The sequence below is a fragment of the Pseudorhizobium endolithicum genome (assembly GCF_902153245.2).
Taxonomy (GTDB): domain Bacteria; phylum Pseudomonadota; class Alphaproteobacteria; order Rhizobiales; family Rhizobiaceae; genus Neorhizobium; species Neorhizobium endolithicum.
The window spans coordinates 339,205-362,817 of record NZ_CABFWF030000001.1; the positions used below are offsets into that span (position 1 = coordinate 339,205).

General features: G+C 63.6%; 23 protein-coding genes and 1 tRNA gene. 11 read left to right on the forward strand and 13 right to left on the reverse strand.

All coding sequences use genetic code 11. From position 1 onward, the window contains the following. Window positions 1-5: 5 nt before the first annotated feature. Entirely contained in the window at window positions 6-929 is a 924-nt protein-coding gene (locus tag RTCK_RS01800; protein ID WP_142591150.1) for a Gfo/Idh/MocA family protein, read from the reverse strand. A gap of 8 nt (window positions 930-937) precedes the next feature. Next, window positions 938-1,927 (reverse strand): AraD1 family protein, encoded by a 990-nt coding sequence (araD1, locus tag RTCK_RS01805; RefSeq protein ID WP_142591152.1) that lies wholly within the window; start codon window positions 1,925-1,927, stop codon window positions 938-940. Window positions 1,928-2,234: 307 nt separating this feature from the next. Here araD1 and ytfQ point away from each other — a divergent pair, with 307 nt between their 5' ends. From ytfQ to RTCK_RS01830, 5 genes are all read left to right on the forward strand, one after another. Continuing rightward, a complete protein-coding gene (ytfQ, locus tag RTCK_RS01810; protein ID WP_142591154.1) occupies window positions 2,235-3,194 on the forward strand; it encodes a galactofuranose ABC transporter, galactofuranose-binding protein YtfQ in 960 nt (319 codons plus the stop codon). Between the two features lie 94 nt (window positions 3,195-3,288). Next, window positions 3,289-4,809: a sugar ABC transporter ATP-binding protein gene (locus RTCK_RS01815; RefSeq protein ID WP_142591156.1), complete on the forward strand. Its 1,521-nt coding sequence runs from the start codon at window positions 3,289-3,291 to the stop codon at window positions 4,807-4,809. After that, a complete protein-coding gene (locus RTCK_RS01820) occupies window positions 4,809-5,837 on the forward strand; it encodes an ABC transporter permease (protein ID WP_185927870.1) in 1,029 nt (342 codons plus the stop codon). The genes RTCK_RS01815 and RTCK_RS01820 overlap by 1 nt, the downstream gene beginning before the upstream one ends. Continuing rightward, window positions 5,834-6,820: a galactofuranose ABC transporter, permease protein YjfF gene (gene yjfF, locus RTCK_RS01825; protein WP_142520205.1), complete on the forward strand. Its 987-nt coding sequence runs from the start codon at window positions 5,834-5,836 to the stop codon at window positions 6,818-6,820. The genes RTCK_RS01820 and yjfF overlap by 4 nt, the downstream gene beginning before the upstream one ends. Then, window positions 6,821-7,597, forward strand: a complete 777-nt coding sequence (locus RTCK_RS01830) for a FadR/GntR family transcriptional regulator (protein WP_142520204.1) — start codon at window positions 6,821-6,823, stop codon at window positions 7,595-7,597. It begins immediately after the preceding gene. Here the strand turns inward: RTCK_RS01830 and RTCK_RS01835 are convergent. Beyond that, window positions 7,594-8,091: a metallophosphoesterase family protein gene (locus RTCK_RS01835; protein ID WP_142520203.1), complete on the reverse strand. Its 498-nt coding sequence runs from the start codon at window positions 8,089-8,091 to the stop codon at window positions 7,594-7,596. The genes RTCK_RS01830 and RTCK_RS01835 overlap by 4 nt on opposite strands. A 158-nt stretch (window positions 8,092-8,249) precedes the next feature. Here RTCK_RS01835 and RTCK_RS01840 point away from each other — a divergent pair, with 158 nt between their 5' ends. Then, entirely contained in the window at window positions 8,250-8,450 is a 201-nt protein-coding gene (locus tag RTCK_RS01840) for a CrpP-related protein (RefSeq protein ID WP_328803891.1), read from the forward strand. Window positions 8,451-8,731: 281 nt separating this feature from the next. Beyond that, a complete protein-coding gene (locus tag RTCK_RS01845; RefSeq protein WP_185927872.1) occupies window positions 8,732-9,439 on the forward strand; it encodes a BA14K family protein in 708 nt (235 codons plus the stop codon). A 16-nt stretch (window positions 9,440-9,455) separates the two neighbouring features. On the opposite strand, the gene RTCK_RS01850 is transcribed toward RTCK_RS01845, so the two are convergent. Then, window positions 9,456-9,531 (reverse strand) — tRNA-Ile (locus RTCK_RS01850). A gap of 149 nt (window positions 9,532-9,680) precedes the next feature. On the opposite strand from RTCK_RS01850, the gene RTCK_RS01855 reads away from it, so the two are divergent. Beyond that, window positions 9,681-10,433 (forward strand): SIMPL domain-containing protein, encoded by a 753-nt coding sequence (locus RTCK_RS01855; protein WP_142591162.1) that lies wholly within the window; start codon window positions 9,681-9,683, stop codon window positions 10,431-10,433. A gap of 83 nt (window positions 10,434-10,516) precedes the next feature. Here the strand turns inward: RTCK_RS01855 and RTCK_RS01860 are convergent, their stop codons facing one another. From RTCK_RS01860 to RTCK_RS01875, 4 genes are all read right to left on the reverse strand, one after another. Further along, window positions 10,517-10,870, reverse strand: a complete 354-nt coding sequence (locus RTCK_RS01860) for a hypothetical protein (RefSeq protein WP_142591164.1) — start codon at window positions 10,868-10,870, stop codon at window positions 10,517-10,519. A 128-nt stretch (window positions 10,871-10,998) separates the two neighbouring features. Further along, the gene (locus tag RTCK_RS01865; protein WP_142591166.1) at window positions 10,999-11,421 is read right to left on the reverse strand and encodes a secondary thiamine-phosphate synthase enzyme YjbQ; all 423 of its coding nucleotides are present in this window, start codon (window positions 11,419-11,421) and stop codon (window positions 10,999-11,001) included. A gap of 41 nt (window positions 11,422-11,462) precedes the next feature. Further along, window positions 11,463-11,816 (reverse strand): DUF1428 domain-containing protein, encoded by a 354-nt coding sequence (locus tag RTCK_RS01870; RefSeq protein ID WP_142520149.1) that lies wholly within the window; start codon window positions 11,814-11,816, stop codon window positions 11,463-11,465. Between the two features lie 89 nt (window positions 11,817-11,905). Continuing rightward, a complete protein-coding gene (locus tag RTCK_RS01875; RefSeq protein WP_142591168.1) occupies window positions 11,906-12,946 on the reverse strand; it encodes a zinc-dependent alcohol dehydrogenase family protein in 1,041 nt (346 codons plus the stop codon). 104 nt (window positions 12,947-13,050) lie between these two features. On the opposite strand from RTCK_RS01875, the gene uvsE reads away from it, so the two are divergent. Continuing rightward, window positions 13,051-14,136, forward strand: coding sequence for a UV DNA damage repair endonuclease UvsE (gene uvsE / locus RTCK_RS01880; protein ID WP_235988470.1), 1,086 nt, complete (start codon window positions 13,051-13,053; stop codon window positions 14,134-14,136). Between the two features lie 2 nt (window positions 14,137-14,138). Here uvsE and RTCK_RS01885 read toward each other — a convergent pair whose 3' ends face one another. Next, the gene (locus tag RTCK_RS01885) at window positions 14,139-15,059 is read right to left on the reverse strand and encodes a DUF930 domain-containing protein (RefSeq protein ID WP_142591170.1); all 921 of its coding nucleotides are present in this window, start codon (window positions 15,057-15,059) and stop codon (window positions 14,139-14,141) included. A 56-nt stretch (window positions 15,060-15,115) separates the two neighbouring features. On the opposite strand from RTCK_RS01885, the gene RTCK_RS01890 reads away from it, so the two are divergent. Next, window positions 15,116-15,505, forward strand: coding sequence for a DMT family transporter (locus tag RTCK_RS01890; protein ID WP_142591172.1), 390 nt, complete (start codon window positions 15,116-15,118; stop codon window positions 15,503-15,505). A gap of 58 nt (window positions 15,506-15,563) precedes the next feature. On the opposite strand, the gene rpoD is transcribed toward RTCK_RS01890, so the two are convergent. From rpoD to RTCK_RS01905, 3 genes are all read right to left on the reverse strand, one after another. Then, window positions 15,564-17,615 (reverse strand): RNA polymerase sigma factor RpoD, encoded by a 2,052-nt coding sequence (gene rpoD / locus RTCK_RS01895; protein ID WP_142591174.1) that lies wholly within the window; start codon window positions 17,613-17,615, stop codon window positions 15,564-15,566. Window positions 17,616-18,036: 421 nt separating this feature from the next. Continuing rightward, on the reverse strand, window positions 18,037-20,043 hold the full coding sequence (gene dnaG / locus RTCK_RS01900; RefSeq protein WP_142591175.1) for a DNA primase: 2,007 nt from the start codon (window positions 20,041-20,043) through the stop codon (window positions 18,037-18,039). Between the two features lie 155 nt (window positions 20,044-20,198). Beyond that, window positions 20,199-20,648, reverse strand: a complete 450-nt coding sequence (locus tag RTCK_RS01905; RefSeq protein WP_185927885.1) for a GatB/YqeY domain-containing protein — start codon at window positions 20,646-20,648, stop codon at window positions 20,199-20,201. Window positions 20,649-20,971: 323 nt separating this feature from the next. Here RTCK_RS01905 and carA point away from each other — a divergent pair, with 323 nt between their 5' ends. Then, complete coding sequence (gene carA / locus RTCK_RS01910; RefSeq protein WP_142520142.1) at window positions 20,972-22,177, forward strand: glutamine-hydrolyzing carbamoyl-phosphate synthase small subunit; 1,206 nt, start codon at window positions 20,972-20,974, stop codon at window positions 22,175-22,177. A 30-nt stretch (window positions 22,178-22,207) separates the two neighbouring features. Here carA and RTCK_RS01915 read toward each other — a convergent pair whose 3' ends face one another. Beyond that, window positions 22,208-23,590: an MATE family efflux transporter gene (locus tag RTCK_RS01915; RefSeq protein ID WP_142591177.1), complete on the reverse strand. Its 1,383-nt coding sequence runs from the start codon at window positions 23,588-23,590 to the stop codon at window positions 22,208-22,210. Between the last annotated feature and the right edge of the window lie 23 nt (window positions 23,591-23,613).

The window sequence follows — 23,613 nt, forward strand, 5'->3', positions numbered from 1 at the left end:
GACCGTCAGTCCTCGAAAGCCTCGACGGCCGTTCGGCGTCCCAGCATGAAGGCATCGGCCACATGCACCAGCGGTGCAAAGTCGGCATCGATGCGCCCGTCACCGACCAGCGACACAAAGTGCCGGTAGAGGTTGCGGTATTCCCGGTCCTCCTCGACGATGCGCGGTTCCCCGTCCACCATCAGGCGGCTGCCGCCATGGGTCAGCACCACCGGCCCCTCCTCCGTTTCGATCCGGATGTCCCAGGTTTGCGGCCCGGTCTGCCGCCAGTCGAACTCGGCCTCGACGGGCACGCCGGACGCGGTCTGGAAGGCGAGGCTCGCGGCGATCGGCGCCGCACGGTTTTCTGGAAAGAAGAGTTCGCAGCACACGAGATGGAAGGTCTCGGGCAGGATACGGGTGACGATCGACAGCGCGTTGATGCCCGGATCGAAGACGCCCAGGCCACCGGGCTCCCAGATCCAGGCTTGGCCCGGATGCCAGTGACGTACGTCCTCCTTCCATTCGACCGCAACGCGGCGAATGGTCCGGCCGGCGAGGAGCGCCCGCGCCGGCTCGACGGCCGCGGCCTCGCGCGAATGCCAGGTGGCGAAAAGGGTGACACCCTTGGCCTTCGCAAGGGCCTCAAGGGCATGGACCTCCGCCAGCGTCGCGCCGGGAGGCTTTTCCAGCATCACGTGCTTGCCCGCAGCGAGCGCCGCCCTGGCCTGCGCGAACCGCCCCTGCGGCGGCGTACAGAGCGAAACGGCATCCACCCAGACGTCCGACGCCAGCAACTCGTCGATGTCGTTGAACGAGGCAAATCCCTCCAGCGCCGCATTGCGGCTCGCCACGGCGACAAGGTCGATGCCGTCGGTCGCTGCGATCGCGCCGAGATGCTGATCCCTGGCAATCTTCCCGAGCCCGACGATGGCGAGGCGGATGCTCATCGAACCCCTCAGAGCTTTCGGACGGAGACGGAGGTGGCGGCGGCGACCGTCAGCCTGTTGACGAGCGACAGCTTGAAGGGCTCGGCGGAAATCTCGAACACGTCACCCGGCTCGGTCTTCACCCCTTCGGAGAAGGAGAGCGTCGCGGTGCCGAAAAAGTGGACGTGCAGGTCGCCCGGCCGACGGAAGAGATCGTACTTGAAGTTGTGATGTTCGAGGTTGGCGATGGAGTGGGACATGTTTGCCTCGCCGGAAACGAAGGGCTTCTCGAAGATCACTTCCTCGCCGCGGCGGATGCGGGACATCCCCTCGACGCTCTGCGGCAGCTCACCGACGATCAGTTCCGGCCCGAGCGCCGCCTGGCGGAGCTTCGAATGGGCAAGCCACAGATAATTGCCCTTCTCCGTCACGTGGTCGGAGAATTCGTTGGCAAGACAGAAACCGAGGCGATAAGGCGTTCCGTTCGCGCCGATCAGGTAGATGCCGGCAAGCTCCGGCTCCTCGCCGCCGTCGAGCGCAAAGGCCGGCGACACGAGATCCTCGCCGGTGGCGCGCAACTGCGAGCCGTCTCCCTTGTAGAACCATTCCGGCTGCACGCCTTCCTGACCTTCGGAAGGCTTGCCGCCCTCGACGCCCATCTGGAACATGCGCATGGAATCGGTCGGCTTCTCCGCCGATTGCGCCGCCTTGTGCATCTTGTCGCGGCCGTCGGCCGAGCCGAGATGCGTGAGACCGGTGCCGGCAACGAAGAAATGCGCCGGATCGGGATGCGAGGCGGGAAGCCCGAGACGCCCTTCCCTCCGCGCAAGCTCCAGATCGACCTCCGCCCCGTAACCGAGGGCGTCGATTCTTTCGGCAAGCGACTGGCCGGCCTCGATGGCGCTCTTTGCCAGCTCATAGGTGGACGTCACGCCGCGAACGGCCCGCGCAGATCCAACACCATCCCATGCGACAACCACCTGGCCATCGCCATCACGCACCTGAAGAATTCGAAGCATGGATCCTCTACCTGAGCATTTGCCGCGATGCCGATGCGGCATCCTCCTCCCATCACCGGGTGACGGAACATAAATAGGACTATTTGAGGCGAGGCTTGCTTGTCAAGGCAAGAGCAAGACATCAGGCTGTCTGACAACTATATTCCGAGCAGTCTATTTCGATGATTGATATCAAGGCCTTACTGCGAAAATGCTGCAGCCGTCGACGAAGATTCCAGCTGACGGCTGTCAAAACCCCTTGCAAAAGTATGACAATATGTCGATGGTTGTGCTGTCCATACGCCATCATCTTCTGGGAGGATTAAAGATGAAGAAGGCTCTCGCGGCGTTCACCGTCGCCTTTTCCGCATGCCTTGCGTCGAGTGTTTCCGCACAATCTCTGACTGTCGGCTTTTCGCAGATCGGCTCCGAATCCGGCTGGCGCGCCGCCGAGACGACGGTCACCAAGCAGGAAGCCGAGAAGCGCGGCATCGACCTTAAATTCGCCGACGCGCAGCAGAAGCAGGAGAACCAGATCAAGGCGATCCGCGGCTTCATCGCCCAGGGCGTCGACGCCATCCTTGTCGCCCCGGTCGTCGCCACCGGCTGGGATGCCGTCCTGCAGGAAGCCAAGGAGGAAGAGATCCCGGTCATCCTGCTCGACCGCCAGATCGAGGCGCCCGAGGATCTCTATCTGACCGCCGTCACCTCCGATCAGGTTCACGAGGGCAAAGTCGCCGGCGACTGGCTCGTGAAGGAAGTCGGCGACAAGGAATGCAAGGTCGTGGAGCTTCAGGGCACCACCGGCTCCTCACCGGCAATCAACCGCAAGAAGGGCTTCGAGGAGGCCATCGCCGGCCACGCCAACATCACCATCGCCCGCTCGCAGACCGGTGACTTCACCCGTACCAAGGGCAAGGAAGTCATGGAGAGCTTCATCAAGGCCGAGGGCGGCGGCAAGGACATCTGTGCCGTCTATGCCCACAATGACGACATGGCGGTCGGTGCCATCCAGGCGATAAAGGAAGCCGGCCTAAAACCGGGCTCCGACATCAAGATCGTCTCGATCGACGCCGTGCCGGATATCTTCAAGGCCATGGCCGACGGCGAAGCCAATGCGACGGTCGAACTGACGCCCAACATGGCAGGCCCCGCCTTCGACGTGCTCGATGCCTACCTGAACGACAAGAAGGAGCCGCCGAAATGGATCCAGACGGAATCCAAGCTTTATACGGCCGCCGATGATCCGATGAAGGTCTACGAATCCAAGAAGGGCCTCGGCTACTGATCGACCCGGAGGAGAGGCTTGCCGTCTCCTCCCTCAATCCAACGGCCGGAACTGCCGCCTGCGGCTCCGGCCGCAGGCCGCAGGACGTCCGCACATGGAACAAACTCCCCTTCTGGAAGCGCGCGCCATCGGCAAGAGCTTTCTCGGCATACCCGCACTCGACAACGTCGATTTCACGCTGAACCGTGGCGAGATACATGCCCTGCTCGGCGAAAACGGCGCGGGTAAATCCACGCTCATCAAGATCCTGACCGGCGTCTATACCCGCGATCGGGGAAGCGTGACGCTGGAGGACGCGGAAATCGCACCCGCCAACGTCGCGGAAGCACAGGCGCTCGGCATCGGCACCGTCTATCAGGAGGTAAACCTGCTGGAGAACCTGACGGTCGCCGAAAACCTGTTCCTCGGGCGGCAGCCGCGGCGCTTTGGACTGGTCGACAAGCGGGAGATGCGCAGGCAGGCCCGAAGCCTGCTTGAGGGCTACGGCCTCGCGATCGACGTCGACGCCCTCCTCTCCTCCTACTCCGTCGCGATCCGGCAGATCATCGCCATCGCACGCGCTGTCGACCTTTCCGGCAAGGTCCTGGTGCTGGACGAGCCGACGGCCAGCCTCGATGCCCATGAGGTCGAGATGGTGTTCGCCGTGCTGCGCCGCCTGCGCGACCAGGGGCTCGGCGTCATCATCATCACGCACTTCCTGAATCAGGTCTACGCCATCGCGGACCGGGTGACCGTGCTGCGCAACGGCCGCCTCGTCGGCAGCCGGCCCACCGCCGAACTTCCCCGCATGGACCTGATCTCGATGATGCTCGGCCGCGAACTGCAGCACATCACCCGCGATCATCATGCGGTGGAAGCCACGGTCGACAAGGGCGAGGCGCCGATCCGCTTTTCCGGCTACGGCAGGCGCGGCAGCGTTGCTCCCTTCGACCTCGACCTTCGCCCGGGCGAGGTGGTGGGCGTCGCGGGCCTGCTCGGCTCCGGCCGGACGGAAACCGCCTTCCTGCTCTTCGGCGTGGAACCGGCCGACAGCGGCATCGCAAGCATCGACGGCCGCGAACTCCGCATCGCCTCTCCGGAGGCTGCCATCCGCCACGGCTTCGGCTTCTGTCCGGAAGAGCGCAAGACGGACGGCATCATCGGCGAGTTCTCCGTCAGCGAGAATATCGCGCTGGCGCTGCAGGCCAGGCAGGGCTGGGCGAAGCCGATCGCCTCCCGCGAAAAGCGCGCCCTTGCCCAGGAGTTCATCAAGTCGCTCGATATCCGCCCGCCGGATCCCGACCGGCCGATCAAGTTCCTCTCCGGCGGCAACCAGCAGAAGGCGATCCTGGCGCGCTGGCTCGCCACCCATCCGCGCCTGCTGATCCTCGACGAGCCGACCCGTGGCATCGACATCGGCGCCCATGCCGAAATCCTCAAGATGATCGAGAGGCTGTGCGCAGAGGGAATGTCGCTTGTGGTCATCTCCTCCGAACTTGAGGAACTGACGGCCGTCGCCCACCGCGTCATCGTGCTCTCCGACCGCCGCCACGTGGCGGAACTCACGGGCGAGGCGATCACCGCCGACAACATCATGAAGGCGATCGCCGCACCCTCGCAGACGGAGGCCGCCTGATGAACGCGCTGACCCGCCGCCTGCGCCGGATCGCACCGCAGCTCGCCGCGCTGGCGATCATCATCGCGCTGATCAGCCTTCTGTCGCCGGGCTTCCTTGACGTGACCTTCCAGAACGGCCGCCTCTACGGCAGTCTCGTGGACGTCATGGTGCGCGCCGCACCCGTCGCGCTGCTGACGATCGGCATGACGCTCGTCATCGCCACGCGCGGCATCGATCTCTCCATCGGCGCCGTCATCGCCATCTGCGGCGCCGTGGCGGCAACGCTCATCAGCGACGGTCACTCCCTGGTGACCGTCATTGCGGTATCACTCGCAGTCGGGCTGGTCTGCGGCCTGTGGAACGGCTTTCTCGTGGCCGTCCTGGACATCCAGCCGATCATCGCGACGCTGATCCTGATGGTCGCCGGCCGAGGCATCGCCCAGCTCATCACCGAGGGCGTCATCCTCACCTTCAACAACGAAGGCTTCGCTGCCTTCGGGTCCGGCGCGTTCCTGGGCGTACCGATCCCGATCCTGATGTGGATCGGCGCAGCGCTCCTCGTCGGCCTGCTGGTGCGCCGCTCGGCCCTCGGCTTTCTTATCGAGGCGACCGGCATCAATCGCCGCGCGGCCATGCTCGCCGGCATCCGCGCCCGCTTCCTCTTGTTCTTCGTCTATGCGGTGTCCGGCATCATGGCGGCGGTGGCCGGCCTGATCGTCACCGCCGACATCCGCGGCGCCGATGCCAACAATGCCGGGCTCTGGCTGGAGCTCGACGCGATCCTCGCCGTGGTGATCGGCGGCAATTCGCTGAACGGCGGCCGCTTTTCGATCCTCGCCTCGCTGATCGGTGCGCTGATCATCCAGTCGATCAATACCGGCATCCTCGTTTCCGGCTTTCCGCCAGAATTCAACCTCGTCATCAAGGCGGGCATCATCATCCTGGTACTGACGCTGCAGTCTCCGGCGGTCGGCACGCTGCTCGGCTTCCTGAAGCCGCTGCGACGGACGGCGCAGCCCGGCCAGGCCGAAAGGACGGTGCCATGATCCATGCCCGCAACCTTCCGTTCGTCGCGGCGCTGGCGATCTTCTTGCTCGCCTACCTCGCCTGCGTCTTGCAGTTCCCGAACATGCTGTCGACACGGGTTCTCGGCAATCTCCTGACCGACAACGCCTTCCTTGGCATTGCGGCCGTCGGCATGACCTTCGTCATCCTCTCGGGGGGCATCGACCTTTCGATCGGCTCGGTGATCGCCTTCACGAGCGTCTTCGTCGCCGTCATGGTCGGCAGCCTCGGCGTCAACCCGGTCCTGGCCTTTGTCGCCGTCCTCTTCATCTCCACCGCCTTCGGGGCAGCCATGGGGCTGATGATCCGCTTCCTTGCCATCCCGCCCTTCGTGGTGACGCTGGCGGGCATGTTCCTTGCGCGTGGTGCGGCCTACCTCATCTCGACGCAATCAGTGCCGATCTCCCACCCGGTTATCGATGCGATCCAGGGCTTCTATTTCCGCTTCCCCGGGGGCGGCCGCCTCACCGCCATGGCCATGCTGATGCTGCTCGTCTTCGCGATCGGCGCTTTCGTGGCCGGACGCACCCGCTTCGGCGCCAATGTCTATGCGCTCGGCGGCAATCCGCAGTCGGCAGAGCTCATGGGCGTGCCGATTGCCCGCACGACGATCGGAATCTATGCGCTGTCGGGTTTTCTGTCCGGCCTCGCGGGCATCGCCTATACCCTCTACACCTCTTCCGGCTATTCGCTGGCGACGGTCGGGGTGGAACTGGACGCGATCGCCGCCGTGGTCATCGGCGGCACGCTGCTCACCGGCGGTGCCGGCCTTGTGGCGGGAACACTTGTCGGCATACTGATACAGGGGCTCATCCAGACCTATATCGTCTTCGACGGCACGCTGTCCTCCTGGTGGACGAAGATCGTGATCGGCATCCTGCTGTTCACATTCATCGTGCTGCAGCGCGCCATCGTATGGTATTCGGATCGGAAGCTCGCCGAGGGTCGCCTGAAGGAGGTTTGATTGGGACTGCTGGAATCGACGATCACCGGACGCAAGCGGCGCAGCAGCCATGCGCATGTGGTCGCGGAACTCGGCAGCGCCATCGTATCCGGCCGCATTCCCGAAGGCTCGCTGCTGCCCGGCGACGCGGAACTCTCTTCCCGCTTCGGCGTCTCCCGCACGGTGCTGCGAGAGGCGATGAAGACGCTGGCCGCCAAGCGGCTGGTTGAACCCAAGGCAAAGGTCGGCACCCGGGTCGTCGACCGCTCGAACTGGAACTTCTTCGATGCCGACGTGCTGGGATGGCGCTGCGAATCCGGCTTGGACTTCGAGTTCATAGAACATCTCGCGGAGATGCGCATGGCGCTCGAGCCGGCCGCGGCCGCGGCCGCCGCCAGGCGCGCGTCCAACGACGACATCGTGCAGCTCTACGCGATCGCTGCCAGGTTCGACGACCTCGCCCATACGCCGGAAACCATCGCCAAGGTGGACCTGGAATTTCACCTGGCGATTGCACGCATGTCCGGCAATCCCTTCATGCGCTCCGCAAGCGCCATCGTGGAGGCGGCGCTCGCCATTTCCTTCCAGTTGTCCTCGCCTGCCGCCTCGCCTGAAAAAATCGACGAGGTGGCGACCAATCACCTGCGCATCGTCCATGCCATCGCCTCTCGCGATCCGGAAAAGGCCGTCCAGGCGATGCGCCACGTGATCGATGTCGGCAGGAGCCGCATTCGTTCGTCGCTTGCCTCCTCGCCGCATGCATCCGGTGAGACCGCGGCCCTCGTTCCTGTCCGCTAACGTTTGGAACCAGTCTTCAGCAGGTCTTCCAGCCGCACCGGGTGCAGACCCCGCGCATCGACCCCCACATCGAACTGGCGAGGCACGGGCTTCAACCTGCCGTGGGAATGGCCATGCAGGTCGATCGATCCTTTACCCATCTTGTTCCAGGTGCGGAAGGCATAGTGGCAGAGCACCAGCAGGTGCTCCCCTGCCCTCAATTCGGCATAGTGCTGGACGCTTGCCCATCCCTTTGCCTCGGTAACCGCAACCGGGTCGTTGTTGCCGATGACCAAATGCTTCGCGCCGTTAAGGCGCGCGAGCAGAAGATCGGGATCGCCGGCGCGCAACGACATGAAGTCTCCCAGATGCCAGACCTCGTCCTCCGTGGAGACCATCTGGTTCCAGTTTTCGATCAGCGCCTCATCGTGCTCCGCCATGTTCGCGAACGGCCGGCGGTCGATCCGCAGGACCCGCGGATCGCCGAAATGGGTGTCGCTGGTAAAGTGGATCATGCTGGTAAACGCTCTATTCCTTCGGTCGGCCGGAAGCGGCTGCCGAGGTGGCATTAGACTTTGGGTTAAAGGGACGCTTGCCGGGAATCAAAGCCTCTGCCATGGTCCGCGCGACCTTAGAATCATCTAATATGAATTTTCCGCCAGCAAGTTAGACAGTGTCGCCAGAAACGCTCGTACAGTATCAGCATGATGGAATGAAGGCGAGGTCACGCGGCCTCGACTACGGAAGCAACCCGTTCATGGCAAGGGATCGCATGCCGCAGGTTACCGGAGAGCCCGTTGCCGAATGGCGCCAGAAGGCCGAGGCATGGCTGTTCGGCTGGCTGCTCGAAAACACCTGGTGCGAGACGGACTAGCCGCCGTCACTTGTAGACGGGCGTCGTTGCCGGAGGCTGGTAGTCCGAAGGCGGTTTGGTGGCGCAACCGGCGAGCAGCAGGGCGGCGAACAGGGCAAGAGTCTTCACGGCAGTCTCCGAATCTCTGCCGAAGAGCTTACGAAACCCTCGTTACCAATCTCTGAATCCGCCTGCCGATAGCCGCGATGCCACCGCCCTCCGCGTCCCGCAGGAGCAGCTTTCAGGGGAACTCCTTCCGCTGGCCTGCATTCTACGCAGGAATGCCGAATGCGGAGAATGCCATGAAATCGCTCGTGTCTCTGGTGCTGGGCGTCAGCCTTGCCGTCGCACTCTTCATCGGTGCCGTTGCCGCCGTTGCATGGCTGATTTCGGAGCACAATCCGCATCGGTTCGCCAATCTGGATGAACGGCCCCTCTGGACCAACCGCCCGGTAAAGATCGATCCTGCCTCGCAGGACTACGAGCGGGTTGCCGCCGCCCCCGTCCCGCCAGTCTTCCAGGCCATGGCCGTCGATATTCCGGAAGATCAGGAAAGAGAGATGCGGATGGCCTCCCAGGCGCAATCGCAGGAGCCCGGCATAGACGAGACGACCACGGGTGCCGTTGACGCCAGCATGGAACTGGCCGGCACGCCGCATGCCGACTGGTGCTCGCAGAAGTATCGCTCCTATCGGGTCGGCGACAACAGCTACCAGCCCTATAGCGGCCCGCGCCGGCAGTGCATGTCCCCCTATATGGGCAGTATGCAGGTCACGACCGGCCCGGACGAGCCCCAGCCGGAGCCGGGCTTCCATGACGTGGCCGAGTCGGGCTACCCGTCCGAGGATCCCGTCTACGCCGCCAGCGACGCTCCACGCGGTCCCGGGTCGATGGAAGCGGACGCGCATCTCGAATGGTGCTTCGCCCGCTACAATTCCTACCGCCCGCAAGACAATACCTACCAACCCTACAACGGCCCACGCCGCCAGTGCACGTCTCCTTTCGGATGATCGATGGTAATGAGGGTGGTGGGCCCGGAGGGACTCGAACCCCCAACCAAGCGGTTATGAGCCGCCGGCTCTAACCATTGAGCTACAGGCCCTGCCCAGGGGGCATAGGGAGGCGCAATGGCTCGCCTGCCCCGGACGCCCGCTCTAACGCAATTCCGGCGATGCCACAAGCCGTCGCCGCAATAGCCACACAATCTCCGGCAAGCTAGTCTTCAGGGACAAGAACTGAAGAGGAATCATCATGCTCCGCTCCACCCGCTCGACGGTTGCCGCCTGGACACTCCCCGTCCTCCTGGCGTTCTCCACCACGACCATAGCCCTTGCCCAGGAACCCCCTGCCCCGCGCGAGCGGGTGATCCTCGTCTCGGCCGAGGGAGAGGCGAGCATCGCGCCGGACATCGCGATCGTCAGCTTCTCGGTGGTGCGCAATTCGCAAACCGCCCAGGTGGCGATGGATCAGAACAGCCAGGCGATGAATGCCGTCATGGCGGCGCTGAAGTCGCAAGGGGTGGAAGCCAGGGACATCCAGACCAGCAATTTCTCCATCCAGCCGCAGTACCGGCATTTCCAGCCCAAGGAGGACGGCACGATCGATCCGCCCGAGGTCGTGGGCTACGAAGTGACCAATACGCTAATGGTGAAGATCCGCGACATTGCCAAGGTCGGCACCATCCTTGACCGCGTGGTCAAGCTCGGCGTCAACCAGGGCGGGCAGATCGTCTTCACCAATGACGACCCTGAGGCCGCGTTCACCGAGGCGCGCAAGCAAGCCGTCGAGCGCGCGATTGCCAAAGCCCGCACCCTGACGGAGGCCGCGGGCGTCAGGCTGGGACAGGTCATCCAGATCGACGAGAACGCTCGGCCGCCGATGCCGCCGCAGCCCATGTCCCGCATGGCCATGGCCAAGGAGGCGGCGTTCGATGCCGTTCCGGTCGCCGCCGGCGAGAACACCTATGCGGTGCGGGTTGACCTCACCTTCGCGCTGGAACAGTAGAATGCACCAATGAGAAGCCCCCGCACGCCCAATGGGCCTGCGGGGGCGCCTCCTCCGTCAACGGGCGAATGGAGACGGAAGCCTTAACGGCGGATCAGCGGGCAGCCGCGGTCATTGGCGAAGACGACGCGGTCGCGCCCACGCCGGTCACGTCCCACGACGGTGACCGTACGGCGGTCGACATCGACGACGCGGGCGCGACGCAGGCCCATATGGCGCGCCTTTTCCTCCGCGAGCCAAGGAGCGCAACGGCCGCCACGGTCGCGGCGCGGCCTGTCCCACCGGTCATGATGACGATCGCGGCCGCGGTCATCCCAGCCATGCTGCACGAGGATGCGGAACTCCGAGCCCGATGCGGCAGCCGTCGAAGCGGAGGCGGAAAAGCCGGCGAGCGCGATGAGAGCGGCGATCCCGGTCTTCACGAGGATATTGGTCATGAATGTCTCTCCCGAAAGGGCCAGAAACTGGCGCCGTTAAACTCTCCCGTCTGCCGGGATTGAGAACACACTATCCAAGACCCGCTGAACGCTCTCCGAATCCTCCATTCAGCGCAGGTTCATCGACGTCAGGGGGAGAGATGCAATACGACACTGCGGCTGTGCGGGCGGTCGCGGTGTTCGAAAAGGTAGATGCCCTGCCAGGTTCCGAGCATCGGGCGACCGCCATTGACCGGAATGGTCAGCGATACGGCCATAAGGGCTGCCTTGATGTGGGCCGGCATGTCGTCGACCCCCTCCATGGTATGGGTGACCCAGCTCATCGACGGCGCGTCCGAAGGCGGCACGAGGCGCGAGAAGAAGGTCTTCAGGTCGCGCCGAACATCCGGGTCGGCATTTTCCTGGATCAGGAGCGAGCAGGAGGTGTGCTGCACGAAGACCGTCAGCACCCCTTCCTCTGCCTTCTGCCGCCTGACGAACTCCGCGACATCGTCGGTGAACTCGTAGAGCCCCTGGCCCCGGGTCCGAATCGTCAGTTGCGTCTGCGGCATCGATGTCCTTCCACCATGGCGGGAGCGCCCTGCGGGCCCCCCTATCGTGTCAGAAACGCTTGAAAGCCGCCATAGATCATGCGTTTTCCGTCGAAGACCTGCTTCCACTCGTCACCGGCCAGCCGCGGATCGGCCATCACCTTTGCGCAGATCTCGTCCCGCCGCTCGCGGTTCTCATAGGTGATCCAGGAGAAGATCACCGTTTCATCCCCGCTTGCCTGCACCGCACGCGGGAAGGACGTTACCTCGCCATAGGGGATGTCGTCGCCGATGCATTCCACATAGGAGAGCGCCCCGTGCTCCATCCAGACCTCTGCGCCCACCCGCGCCATCTCCTTGTAGGCCTCGAGATTCGCCTTCGGCACCGGGACGATGAAGCCATCCACATAAGCCATTGTCTTCCTCCTTCTGTTGCTCGAACGAAGATATGACGGATGACCGTCCGCGTGTCCGACACCGGCGGCGATTTTTCCCGGTGCCTGCGTCAGAAGCCGGTGATGACGCTGATCCCCGGCGCCGTCGCGCGATCCATCGCCATCAGTGCCGGCACCGCCTCTTCCAGGCTGATGCGTGACGAGATCAGCTTCGACGGCGCCATCCGGCCCACGGCGATCATCGACATCATGGCATCATAGCGCCATGCCTGCATGCCATGGCTGCCATAGATCTCGAGTTCGTGGCCGATCACCTGCGCCATGGGGATCTGCGGCGTTGAATGCTGGCCGAGCATAAGCCCGACCTGCACATGGCGGCCCCGACGGCGGAGGTTCTTGATCGAGTTGAAGCAGGTCACCGGATGGCCGAGCGCATCGATTGAGACATGCGCACCACCGCCCGTAATCTCCCGCACCGCCTCGACAGGATCCGCGACGCTGCTGGCGTTGATCGTGGCGACCGCACCGCAGGCGCGGGCGAGATTCAGCTTCTCGTCCGACAGATCAATCCCGATCGCATTCGCCCCGAGCGCCGTGGCGATCATGATGGCCGAGAGGCCGACGCCGCCGCACCCGTGCACCGCGATCCATTCCCCCGGAGCGGTGCGCGCCTGGTCAGCCACGGCGCGGAAGGAGGTCGCAAAGCGGCAGCCGAGGCTGGCCGCGGTTGCATCGTCGATCGTCTCCGGCAGGTGCACCAGATTGGTATCGGCATAGCCGATCGCGACATATTCGGCAAAGGAGCCCCAATGGGTGAAGCCGGGTTGGAACTGGTTCGAGCAGACCTGTTGGTTACCAGAATGGCATTCGCTGCAATGGCCACAGCCGGAGACGAAGGGCACTGTCACCCGGTCGCCGACCTTGAAGCGCATCACGCCCCTGCCGGTCGCCACCACTTCGCCGGCCAATTCATGGCCGGGCACATGCGGCAGGCGGATATCCGGATCGTGCCCCATCCAGCCGTGCCAGTCGCTGCGGCAAAGGCCGGTGGCACCGACCTTGATGACGACGCCGTCATCCGTCGGGGTGGGATCGGGAAGATTGAGGATTTCTGGTGCCTTCTCGAAGGCGTCGTAGAGCATGGCTTTCATGAGTCTACCTTCTGATGTCGTGCGCAGCATATTCGCGAGCTTCAAGCGGTCAACGACGGATCGGAACCGCGGCTTGTCCGTTACCGAAGATCGGGAGGTGCCGGATGGATCAGCATGGCGAGAAGCAGGTGGCGACGGGACAGCGAATGCGCCCAAGAAGGCTTGGCTTCCCCGTGAAGGTCATGGCGCGTGATGACCTCAAGAGCAATGACAGCCGCCGGTCCGTCAACAACCCGCACCTCAAGGTCTCGCTGGCATATGTCGACTGGATCCTTGATCACCTCCACCGGCATGACATCCGGATGTACCGGCTGTCTTCCGACCTCGCACCGTATGCGACGCATCCCGACTTGCCGCAATTCCATGACATGGTGGCCGAAAGCGACGCGGATCTAAAGGCGATAGGAGAGAAGGCGAAACGGCTCGATATCCGCCTCTCCTTCCACCCTTCGCAATTCGTCGTCCTGAACAGCCCGAACCCGGAACTCGTTCGCAAAAGTGTCTGGGATCTGCAAAGTCAGGCAGAGATGCTGGACCGGATGGAGCTTGGGCCTGAAGCGGTAATGGTGATCCATGTGGGTGGCACCTATGGCAACATCCAGGAGAGCCGCGCCCGCTGGGTTGACACTTGGCAGAGCCTTCCGGAGCCGGTCCGCCGACGCCTCGTGCTGGAGCACGACGATCTTCGCTTTTCGGCAGCCGATGTCCTCTGGATCCACGAGCACACCGGCGTGCGCCTCATATTCGATTACCAGCACTTCTGGTGCCTCAATCCAGAGCGCGCCGACCTGCGCGAGACGCTGGCCAAGATCCTTCGCAGCTGGCCGGATAACCAACAGCCAAAGATCCATTTCTCCTCGCCCAGGACGGAACTGCGCGAGCAGGTGCGGGTCGATCCGAAGACTCGCAAGAAGACAGTCAGGCATGTGGCACCGGTGTTCACGGGACATGCGGATTTCTGCAACCCCTTCGAGTTCGCAACCTTCATGCGAACGGCCGAGGGCCTCAACTTCGATGTGATGCTGGAGGCCAAGGCGAAGGATCTGGCGCTGCTACGGCTGCGCCCCGACCTCCTCCGTTATGCACCGGACGTTGCCGCCCAATTCGGCTTGCAGGCAGAAGAGGCGGAAACACTGGAAGAGGAAGCAGACGCCGTGATGGATGAGGGTGGCGAAGCCGGGGGAGCCTGATTTCAGGACCCGGGAAAGCCGCGCCGACGCCATTCGCTGCGCGGAACCGGAGCGCCGATGCTAAAGGCGAAGCTCACCACCTTCGTGGCATCTTCGTTGATCTCGCAACGGAAGCTCAGGTCGTACCATTGTTCCTCGGCCCGGAAAGCGGTCCGCCGCAGTTCCAGAACCGTCCCTTCCGACAGCGGCGAGCGAGGGATGAAGTCCGGATCCTGCGGCGGTGAGGCATTTCTTAGCTGCTCGGTCAGTTCAGTCTCACACAACTGCGTCGCCCGCATCGCGCGTGGCATCCCATCCATGGCAGTGCGCGCCACCGGATCCTCGGTCATGTCCGGGGAGAACAGCGTCTTGGCTTCGGCCAGTTCGTCGAGCGGTTCCTCGGTCGGCTGTTCCTCGGTCTCGGTCGCATCCTCCAACGTTTCGGGCGGGGCACTCGCCGCCTCTGCCGTCTCCGGATCCTCCTGCGGCGCGACGGTCAGCGGCTCGGGAGCATCTGGCGGGGCGCTTGCGGAAGCGTCAGGCTCCTCCTCGGCCGGCGCTTGGCCAGCTTCCTTAGAGGAATTGCCGCCGGGCGCATTCCTTGGTCCCGTCGTTTCTTCACCGAATTCGAAGACCGGACGCAGTGTCGGTATGGGCGGGGCTGCGGCCTCCTCCTCTTCGGCGGGCGTTTCCGCCTCAGGGGGTGGCGGGGGCGGTTCCGCCGGCTGTTCTTCGGCTGGCGGCGGCGGTGCGGGCGCCTCCTCCGCCGGCGGCATTTCCTCTTCCTCTTCCGCTTCCGGCTCAGGCTCCGGCGGCGGCTCGATGATCTCGACCGCCACCACCTCCTCTTCCGGAGGTGACGGCAGTTCTATCGGCAGGCCGAAGATGAGGATGACGGCGACAACGGCATGCGCGGCGACGGACATCGGGATGCCCCATCGCATGTCGCTTCGTCGCTTTTCAACCTCGTCTGCCATCGCACGGGATGTAAGATGGAATGATGCGCGGATCGAGTCCCGACGCATCAAAAGAACAGGGTGCCTCAATGAACCCCATGCTGTTGACCTATGTCTCTCTCGCTGCCGCGATCGTTCTCGAGGTCATCGGAACCACCTTCCTGCAGCAGAGCCAGCAGTTCAGCCGCCCGCTGCCGACGCTGCTCATGGCTCTCTGCTACGGCGCGGCTTTCTACCTGCTGTCGCTGGCGCTGCGCACGATGCCGGTGGGGGTCGCCTATGCAATCTGGAGCGGCCTCGGCATCGTCCTCATCTCTGCCGTCGGCTTCTTCGTCCTCGGCCAGCGTCTCGACCTGCCCGCCATCTGCGGGATCGGCCTCATCATCGCAGGCGTTCTGGTCGTCAACCTGTTCTCGTCGTCCGTCGGCCATTGAAAAGCCCCGGCAAGCTTTCGATCGCCGGGGCTTGAGGTCTTTCCGTTTCGAAGCCGGATCAGCTGTCGAGGAAGCTCCGGAGCTTCCTCGAACGGCTCGGATGCTTCAGCTTGCGAAGCGCCTTTGCCTCGATCTGGCGGATACGCTCGCGCGTGACCGAGAACTGCTGGCCCACTTCCTCAAGCGTATGGTCGGTGTTCATGCCGATGCCGAAGCGCATACGAAGAACACGTTCTTCACGTGGGGTGAGCGAGGCAAGCACGCGGGTCGTCGTCTCGCGCAGGTTCGCCTGGATCGCGGCATCGATCGGCAGAAGCGCATTCTTGTCCTCGATGAAATCGCCGAGATGTGAATCCTCCTCGTCGCCCACAGGGGTTTCGAGCGAGATCGGCTCCTTGGCGATCTTCAGGACCTTGCGGACCTTTTCGAGCGGCATGGCGAGCTTCTCGGCCAGTTCCTCCGGCGTCGGCTCGCGGCCGATCTCGTGCAGCATCTGGCGCGAGGTGCGGACGATCTTGTTGATCGTCTCGATCATGTGCACCGGGATGCGGATCGTGCGGGCCTGGTCGGCGATCGAGCGGGTGATCGCCTGCCGGATCCACCAGGTGGCATAGGTCGAGAACTTGTAGCCGCGGCGATACTCGAACTTGTCGACCGCCTTCATCAGGCCGATATTGCCTTCCTGGATCAGGTCCAGGAACTGCAGGCCGCGGTTCGTGTACTTCTTGGCGATCGAGATCACGAGGCGCAGGTTCGCCTCGACCATCTCCTTCTTGGCGATGCGCGCTTCGCGCTCGCCCTTCTGGACCATGGACACGATGCGGCGGAATTCGGCGATCGAAATGCCGGTCTCCGTCGCAAGGTTCTGGATCTCCTGGCGGATCTCGCGGATCGTCTGGTTCTCTTCCTTTGCGAATTCCTTCCAGCCGCGGGCGGACAGGTTGGCGATCGACTTCATCCAGTTCGGATCGAGTTCGGCCCCCTGGTACTGCTCCAGGAAGGAATCGCGCTTGACGCCGTAGGATTCCGCCAGCCGCAGCAGGCGCCCTTCGTTCTGCATCAGGCGCTTGGAGATGTCGTACAGCTGCTCGACGAGGCTCTCGATGCGGTTCTGGTTCAGCGACAGCGACTTCACCGCCGTGATCAGCTGATCCTTGAGCTCCTTGTAGCGGCGCTCCTGCCCGGACGACAGCGTGCCGGTGCAGGACAGGCGGGCCTCGACCTGCTGGTCCTGCAGCTTGCGCAGCTTCTTATAGGTATCGGCGATCAGGTCGAGGGTTTCCATGACCTGCGGACGCAGTTCCGCTTCCATGGCGGCGAGAGACAGGCTCGACTCGTCGTCGTCCTCCTCTTCCTCCTCGGGCGGAAGGCCTTCCCCGCCGACGGCGGTGATGTCGTCGTCGTTGGCGGCCGTCCGCGTCTTGCGCGCCTTTTCCTTTTCTTCGGCCGCCTTGCGGTCGGCCTCGATCTTCTCGGGGCTCTGGAACTGGGGGGCAGCCTTCGCCTCGGGACCGGAATAGGTGGTTTCCAGATCAATGATCTCGCGGAGGAGCGTCGTGCCCTCGTTGAGCTCGTCGCGCCAGATGATCAGCGCCTGGAAGGTCAGCGGGCTTTCGCAGAGGCCCGCGATCATCGTCTCCCGACCCGCCTCGATGCGCTTGGCGATCGCGATTTCACCCTCGCGGGACAGGAGCTCCACCGAGCCCATCTCGCGCAGGTACATGCGCACCGGATCGTCCGTGCGATCGGTGGGCTCCTTCTTCTTGGCCGTCGCCAGCGCCGTGCCGGACGTCGGAGCGATCTCGCCGCCTTCGCCTTCGCCGTCGTCCGAGCTATCGTCATCGTCCGAGGCGGCTTCTTCGACCTCGTCGTCCTCGACGACATTGATTCCCATGTCCGACAGCATGGCCATGGTGTCTTCGATCTGCTCGGACGTGACCTCCTCGGAGGGCAGGACCGAATTCAGTTCGTCCATCGTCACATAGCCGCGCTTCTTGGCGGCCTTGATCATCTTCTTGACCGCGTCATCCGAAAGATCGAGAAGCGGTCCGTCCTGCGTGCCTTCGCGCTCGGTTTCCGCTTCTTCGTTCTCTTTGACTTTGGTTGCCATGAATTTTCGCTTTCCCTGAACGCCACCTCGCCGCGGTGGCCGCCGGCTGGGATCAAGTCCTCAGCCGCGAATCACTGTTCAACACGTACGGAATGTTCTTTAATTCCGGATTACCACCGAGGCGGACGTCACCTGCAGAGACCGCTGGTCCACGCTTCGCCGCTCGTGGCCCGGTGTGCTTGACCCACTCCACCTTTTCTGCCTGATGTGGTGATTCCCACAAATTAACGCTCCGTCAAGCTTTTCTAAGGCGACCAGCCTATGAAAAGTGGAAAAACCGTCTCTCTAGGGCTTTTAGGGCTACGCGCACACGTTTCGCCCGATATGTAGGCAGTGACGGCCGGATGACAAGGGCGTTCTCCGGCTTCCCGCATCTCGGAACGAGGAGTTCCCCCGCGGCCGGAACCGTCATCCGATTCGCCTAACCGTGGCTGATCGCCGGCCCCTTCACCCGCCCGGACATCACACCGAAGCCGTCGATGATCGCCTCCTGGTTTTCAAGCCGCGCAATTTCCATCTGAACCTCCGAGAGAGCCCGGATGAGCGCCGTGCCGCGCTCCATTTCATCGGGGCCGGCCTCTGCCAATTCCCGCTCCAGCTCGATCTTCTGCCATCGCAGTTCCTTGTTGCGGGAATGCAGCGCATAGGCCTGACGATAGGCCTGCACCACGTCCTGAAGGTCCGCTTCCTCGGTGGCGGTCCAGAGGCGGGCATTGCGCACCTGCTGGTTCATGGACTTCAGAAGCGCCTCGAAGCCGTTTTCCTCGAGTTGCTCCTTCAGATGCTGCCGCTCCAGCCCGGCGCCCGCCGTGGCCGCCACCGTCAGAAGACAGGACCAGAAGCGCTGCAGGTCGCGGTTCTCGAACTCGATGCCGGCAATCTCGTCATAGTCTTCGAGGAGGAGTTGCGGATGGTTCGCGACGGTAAGCGCCAGCACGCTTTCGCGCAGCGCCGGCAGGTCCCGGTGCCCCCGCACGAGCCCCGAGCGGGCCAGCCGATCCGAAACGGCCACGCCCCGGCCTGCTGCTCTCGGCCCCTGGACGGCAGGGCCGCGCTGGGAGCCTGCCTGTCCCTGCCTGCCGCCTCTCGGCTGGAACGCCTGGCGCCGATCGCCTCCCCGCCCGGCCGCCTGGAAGAACCCATTCAAACGGTCGCGGACATCCTGCTGATAGTGTCGGCGAACGTTCTCGTCCGCGATCACGGACACGACCTGCTTCAGCCGCGCCTCAAGCTCGGCGCGCCTTTCGGGCGTATCGAAGCTGGCGCCTGCGGTCTCGCGCATCCAGATCATTTCCGCCAGCGGCCTCGCCTCAGCCAGCACCCGGTCGAAGGGCGCCCGCCCCTCGTGCCGGACGAGATCGTCCGGATCCTTGCCCTCCGGAAGCAGGGTGAACCGGACCGACCGGCCGGGCTTGAGGAATGGCAGCGCGAGGTCGGCTGCACGATTTGCAGCCCGCATGCCCGCGCCATCGCCGTCAAAGCACAGGATCGGCTCCGGGGACATCCTCCAGAGCAGGTCGAGCTGGTTTTCCGTGAGTGCCGTTCCGAGCGGGGCCACCGCGTTCTCGACCCCTGCCTGATGCAGCGCGATCACGTCCATGTAACCTTCGACGGCGATGACCGCGGCACTGTCGCGCTCGCCGGCCCGTCCTTGGGCACCACGCCGTGCACGGGCGACATTGTAGAGCACCTGCCCCTTGTGGAAGAGTTCGGTCTCGTTGGAATTGAGATATTTCGCCGGCGCATCCGGTGACATGGCACGCCCGCCGAAGGCGATGACCCTTTCGCGCGCCGAGAGGATCGGGAACATGATGCGGTCACGGAACCGGTCGTAGGAGACGGCAATCCCCTCCCCGTGCACGACCAGGCCGCAGGCCTCGATCTGCTCCTTCGGCACACCCTTGCCCGCCAGATGCTCCTTGAGGGCATTGCGGCTCTCGGGCGCATAGCCCAGCCGGAAGGTTTCGATGGTCCTGCCGGTCAGTCCCCTGTCCCGCAGATAGGCCCGCGCCTTGGCGCCGGCAGCGCTCTGCAACTGGTCCTGGAAGAACCGCGTCGCCATCTCCATCACGTCGAGGAGAGACGTCCGCTCCTTCTCGCGCCGCTCCGCCTGCGGATCGGGTTGCGGCAGCGCGACACCCGCCATGTCGGCGATCTGCTGCACCGCCTCCGGAAAGCTCATCCCCTCAAGTTCGGTCAGGAAGCGGAAATGATCGCCGGACACTCCGCAGCCGAAGCAGTGGTAGCGGCCCTTGCGGTCTTCACAATGGAAACTGGGGCTCTTTTCGCCGTGGAAGGGGCAACAGGCCCAGTAGTCGCCGCGCGAGACGTTGGTTTTCTTGCGATCCCACGTCACGCGGCGTCCGACGACTGCCGATATCGGCACCCGGTCCCGGATCTCGTCGAGAAAGCTGTTGGAGAAGCGCATTATGACCTCGAGGCAGGCCTCTTCTATAGAGCCTGCCGATGCAGCAATCCACCATGACCGGAATGATACACGGTTTCCACAGGCTCCATACGCCTCGAAACGAGAAAGGCGGGACCCGGTGCGGCCCCGCCTTTTAGATCACTGGAGGCTGCTAGTTACTTCAGCAATTCCTTCACCATCCCGGAGGCCTTGGCAAAGTCCATCTGGCCCGGATACTTTTCCTTCAGCGCGTTCATGCACTTGCCCATGTCGCGCAGGCCCTGTGCGCCTGTCTCGCTGATGACGGACTGGCAGAGCTGGCGGACCTTTTCCTCCGGCAGCTGTTCCGGCATGAAACTCTTGATGACGTCGATTTCCTCGCGCTCCTGCGTGGCGAGTTCGGCGCGGCCGGCCTCTTCGTAGATCTTGGCCGATTCCTCGCGCTGCTTCACCATCTTCTGCAGGATCTGCATGATCTCGTCATCGCCGACCGGATCCTTGCCGGCACCGCGATGGGCGATATCCCGATCCTTGATCGCCGTCTGGATGAGACGCACGGTGGAAAGGCGACGGCTGTCCTTGGCCTTCATCGCCTCTTTCAAGGCATTGGCGAGCTTGTCTCGCATCATTGTCTCTGCTCCTTCGGAAAGCCGTCGCTGGTATATGAATTGCGGCTTTTCCTTGTCATTCGGGCGGCCCTCATAGACAAGCATTCGGCTGCGATCAAATCAAATCCGCCAAGCCCTTGAATTTCATGGGAGCAGATTCCCATGTAGAAAGGACGAGGTCGACATTGACCGCTCCGCGCGCTTTGTCTATTTTCCGGCACCTGCACGAGATTTAAGTATTCAGGCTGCGCGGGTCGTCCTGCGCGCCTTTTTCTGCGACCATAGATGGCCCTGTTTTCCTGCGACTTCAAGTGGCGGGCCGGCAGGGCGGAAGGATAGAGATGACCGCGACCTCCCCTTGGACCAGCAAGAAACCCACCGCCGTTCTCGTTCTCGCGGACGGCACGGTCATCGAAGGCATCGGCGTCGGAGCAACCGGCAAGGCGACGGCGGAAGTCTGCTTCAACACCTCGCTCACGGGCTACCAGGAAATCCTGACGGATCCCTCCTATCTCGGCCAGATACTCACCTTCACCTTTCCCCATATCGGCAATATCGGCACCAATGACGAGGACATCGAGGATCTGACGCCCGCCGCGCGGCGGGGCGCCGTCGGCGTGATCTTCAAGGCCGACATCACCGAGCCCTCGAACTACCGCGCCGCAAAGCATCTGGACGATTGGCTGAGATCCCGCGGGATCATCGGCCTGTCGGGCATCGATACGCGTGCCCTCACCGCCTGGATCCGGGAGAACGGCGCACCGAATGCCGTTATCACCCATGATCCGAACGGCGTCTTCGACATCGAGGCACTCAAGGCCGAGGCCCGCGCCTGGAGCGGCATCGAAGGCCTCGACCTTGCGAAGGAAGCGACGTCCGGCCAGTCTTCGCACTGGACGCAGACGCCGTGGGTCTGGAACGAGGGATATGGTGAAGCGGATCCGGCCGAGGCGAAGTATCACATCGTCTGCGTCGATTACGGCGTGAAGCGCAACATCCTGCGGCTCTTTGCGGGCCTTGACTGCAAGGTGACGGTTGTTCCGGCCGAGACTTCAGCCGAAGACATCATGGCGCTCAACCCCGACGGCGTCTTCCTGTCGAATGGTCCCGGTGACCCTGCGGCAACCGGTGAATATGCCGTGCCGATGATCCGCGGGGTGCTCAACAAGGACATCCCCACCTTCGGCATCTGCCTCGGCCATCAGATGCTGGGCCTCGCGCTCGGAGCGAAGACGACGAAGATGCACCAGGGTCACCACGGCGGCAATCATCCCGTGAAGGACTACACCACCGGCAAGGTCGAGATCGTCTCCATGAACCACGGCTTCGCGGTCGACTCGAGCTCGTTGCCGGAAGGCGTTGAGGAGACTCACGTTTCCCTGTTCGACGGTTCCAACTGCGGACTGCGCGTCAGCGGCAAGCCGGTCTTCTCCGTTCAGCACCACCCGGAGGCCTCCCCCGGCCCACAGGACAGCCATTACCTCTTCCGGCGCTTCATCAACATGGTGCGCGAGCGCAAGGGCGAACCGGCAGTCGCCGAGCGCTGATCTCTCCCGAAGGCCCGCGCGCGGGCCTTCTCATTTCCGACGCACCAGAAGATAGAAGCGTCCGCAGAGCATGGCCGCCGCCGCCGCAAGACCGGTGACGAAGCCGAACCAGACGCCCGCACCGCCATATTCCAGCGGAAACGCGAAGATCCAGGCACAGGCAAAGCCGATCGGCCAATAGGCGATCAGTGCCAGGATCATCGGAATCGTCGTGTCCTTGAGCCCTCGCAGCAGACCCGCCCCCACCGCCTGCAGCCCGTCCGCCATCTGGAAAATGCCGGCGATGACGATGAGCGAGGCCGCAAAATCGAGCACCGCCACGGCATCTACCCTGTCGGTGTCCAGAAAGAACGATCCCAGCGCGCGCGGAAAGAGGGCAAACAGCGCGCTGCCGCAGATGGAGAAGCAAAGGCTGACCAGCAGCACCGTGATGGCCGCCTTGTGCACGCCCTGCATGTCCCCGCGCCCGTAGGCAAGTCCGACGCGGACCGTCGCCACCTGTGCCAGGCCCAGCGGTATCATGAAGGCGATGGACGCCAGTTGGAGCGCGATCCCGTGGGCAGCCAGTTCCATCGTTCCGATCGTGCCGATCATCAGCGAGGCCCCGGCAAACAGACTCGTCTCGGCCAGGATCGTAAAGCTGATTGGCAGTCCGAGCCACAAGTTCTCGCGGATCGCCCCCCAGTCTGCCCGCCAGAACCGAACGAACAATTCATAGGCCCGCGTCTCTGCCTGGCTGTTGATGTAGAGGATCATCGCGACGCAGCCGAAAGTGCTGGCACAGACGGATCCGACCGCCGCGCCCACGAGACCCCAGGCCGGTGCGCCGAAGTTTCCGAAGATCAAGGCGTAGTTCAGGACGGCATTGGTCAGAAACATGCCGATCGTCACGTAGAGGATGATGCTTCCCCGCTCCAACCCGCTGAGGAAGCTGCGCAGCACCATCAGTGTCAGGGCCGGGAAAATCCCCCACACGGCAACACGCAGATAGGCCTGGGCGAGAGCGGAGACCTGTTCGTCCTGGCCGAGCATCATCAGGATCGGTTTTGCAAAGAACAGGATCGGCGTCGTCAGCAGCCCATAGCAGAGAACCACCCAGATCCCCATCCGCACCGCACGTCGGACCGAAGTCACGTCCCCCTGCCCCATCGCATGCGCCACCATGGGCACGACTGCGGCCGCGAACCCGGAGCCGAAGATGAACACGATGAAGAACATCTGGCTTGCAAGAACCACGGCCGCAAGTTCCAGCGTGCCGAGCCAGCCCACCATGATCACGTCGGTGGTATTGATGGCCATCTGGGCCAGTTGCGCCCCGACGAAGGGGATGCCGAGACCGATGGTCGACCGGATATGATGCCCCCATGAATTGGCCTGCACAGAGGAAGCCGCGGAAGCAGAGAGGCTCGACATGACGGTTCTCCAGACGAAAAAAG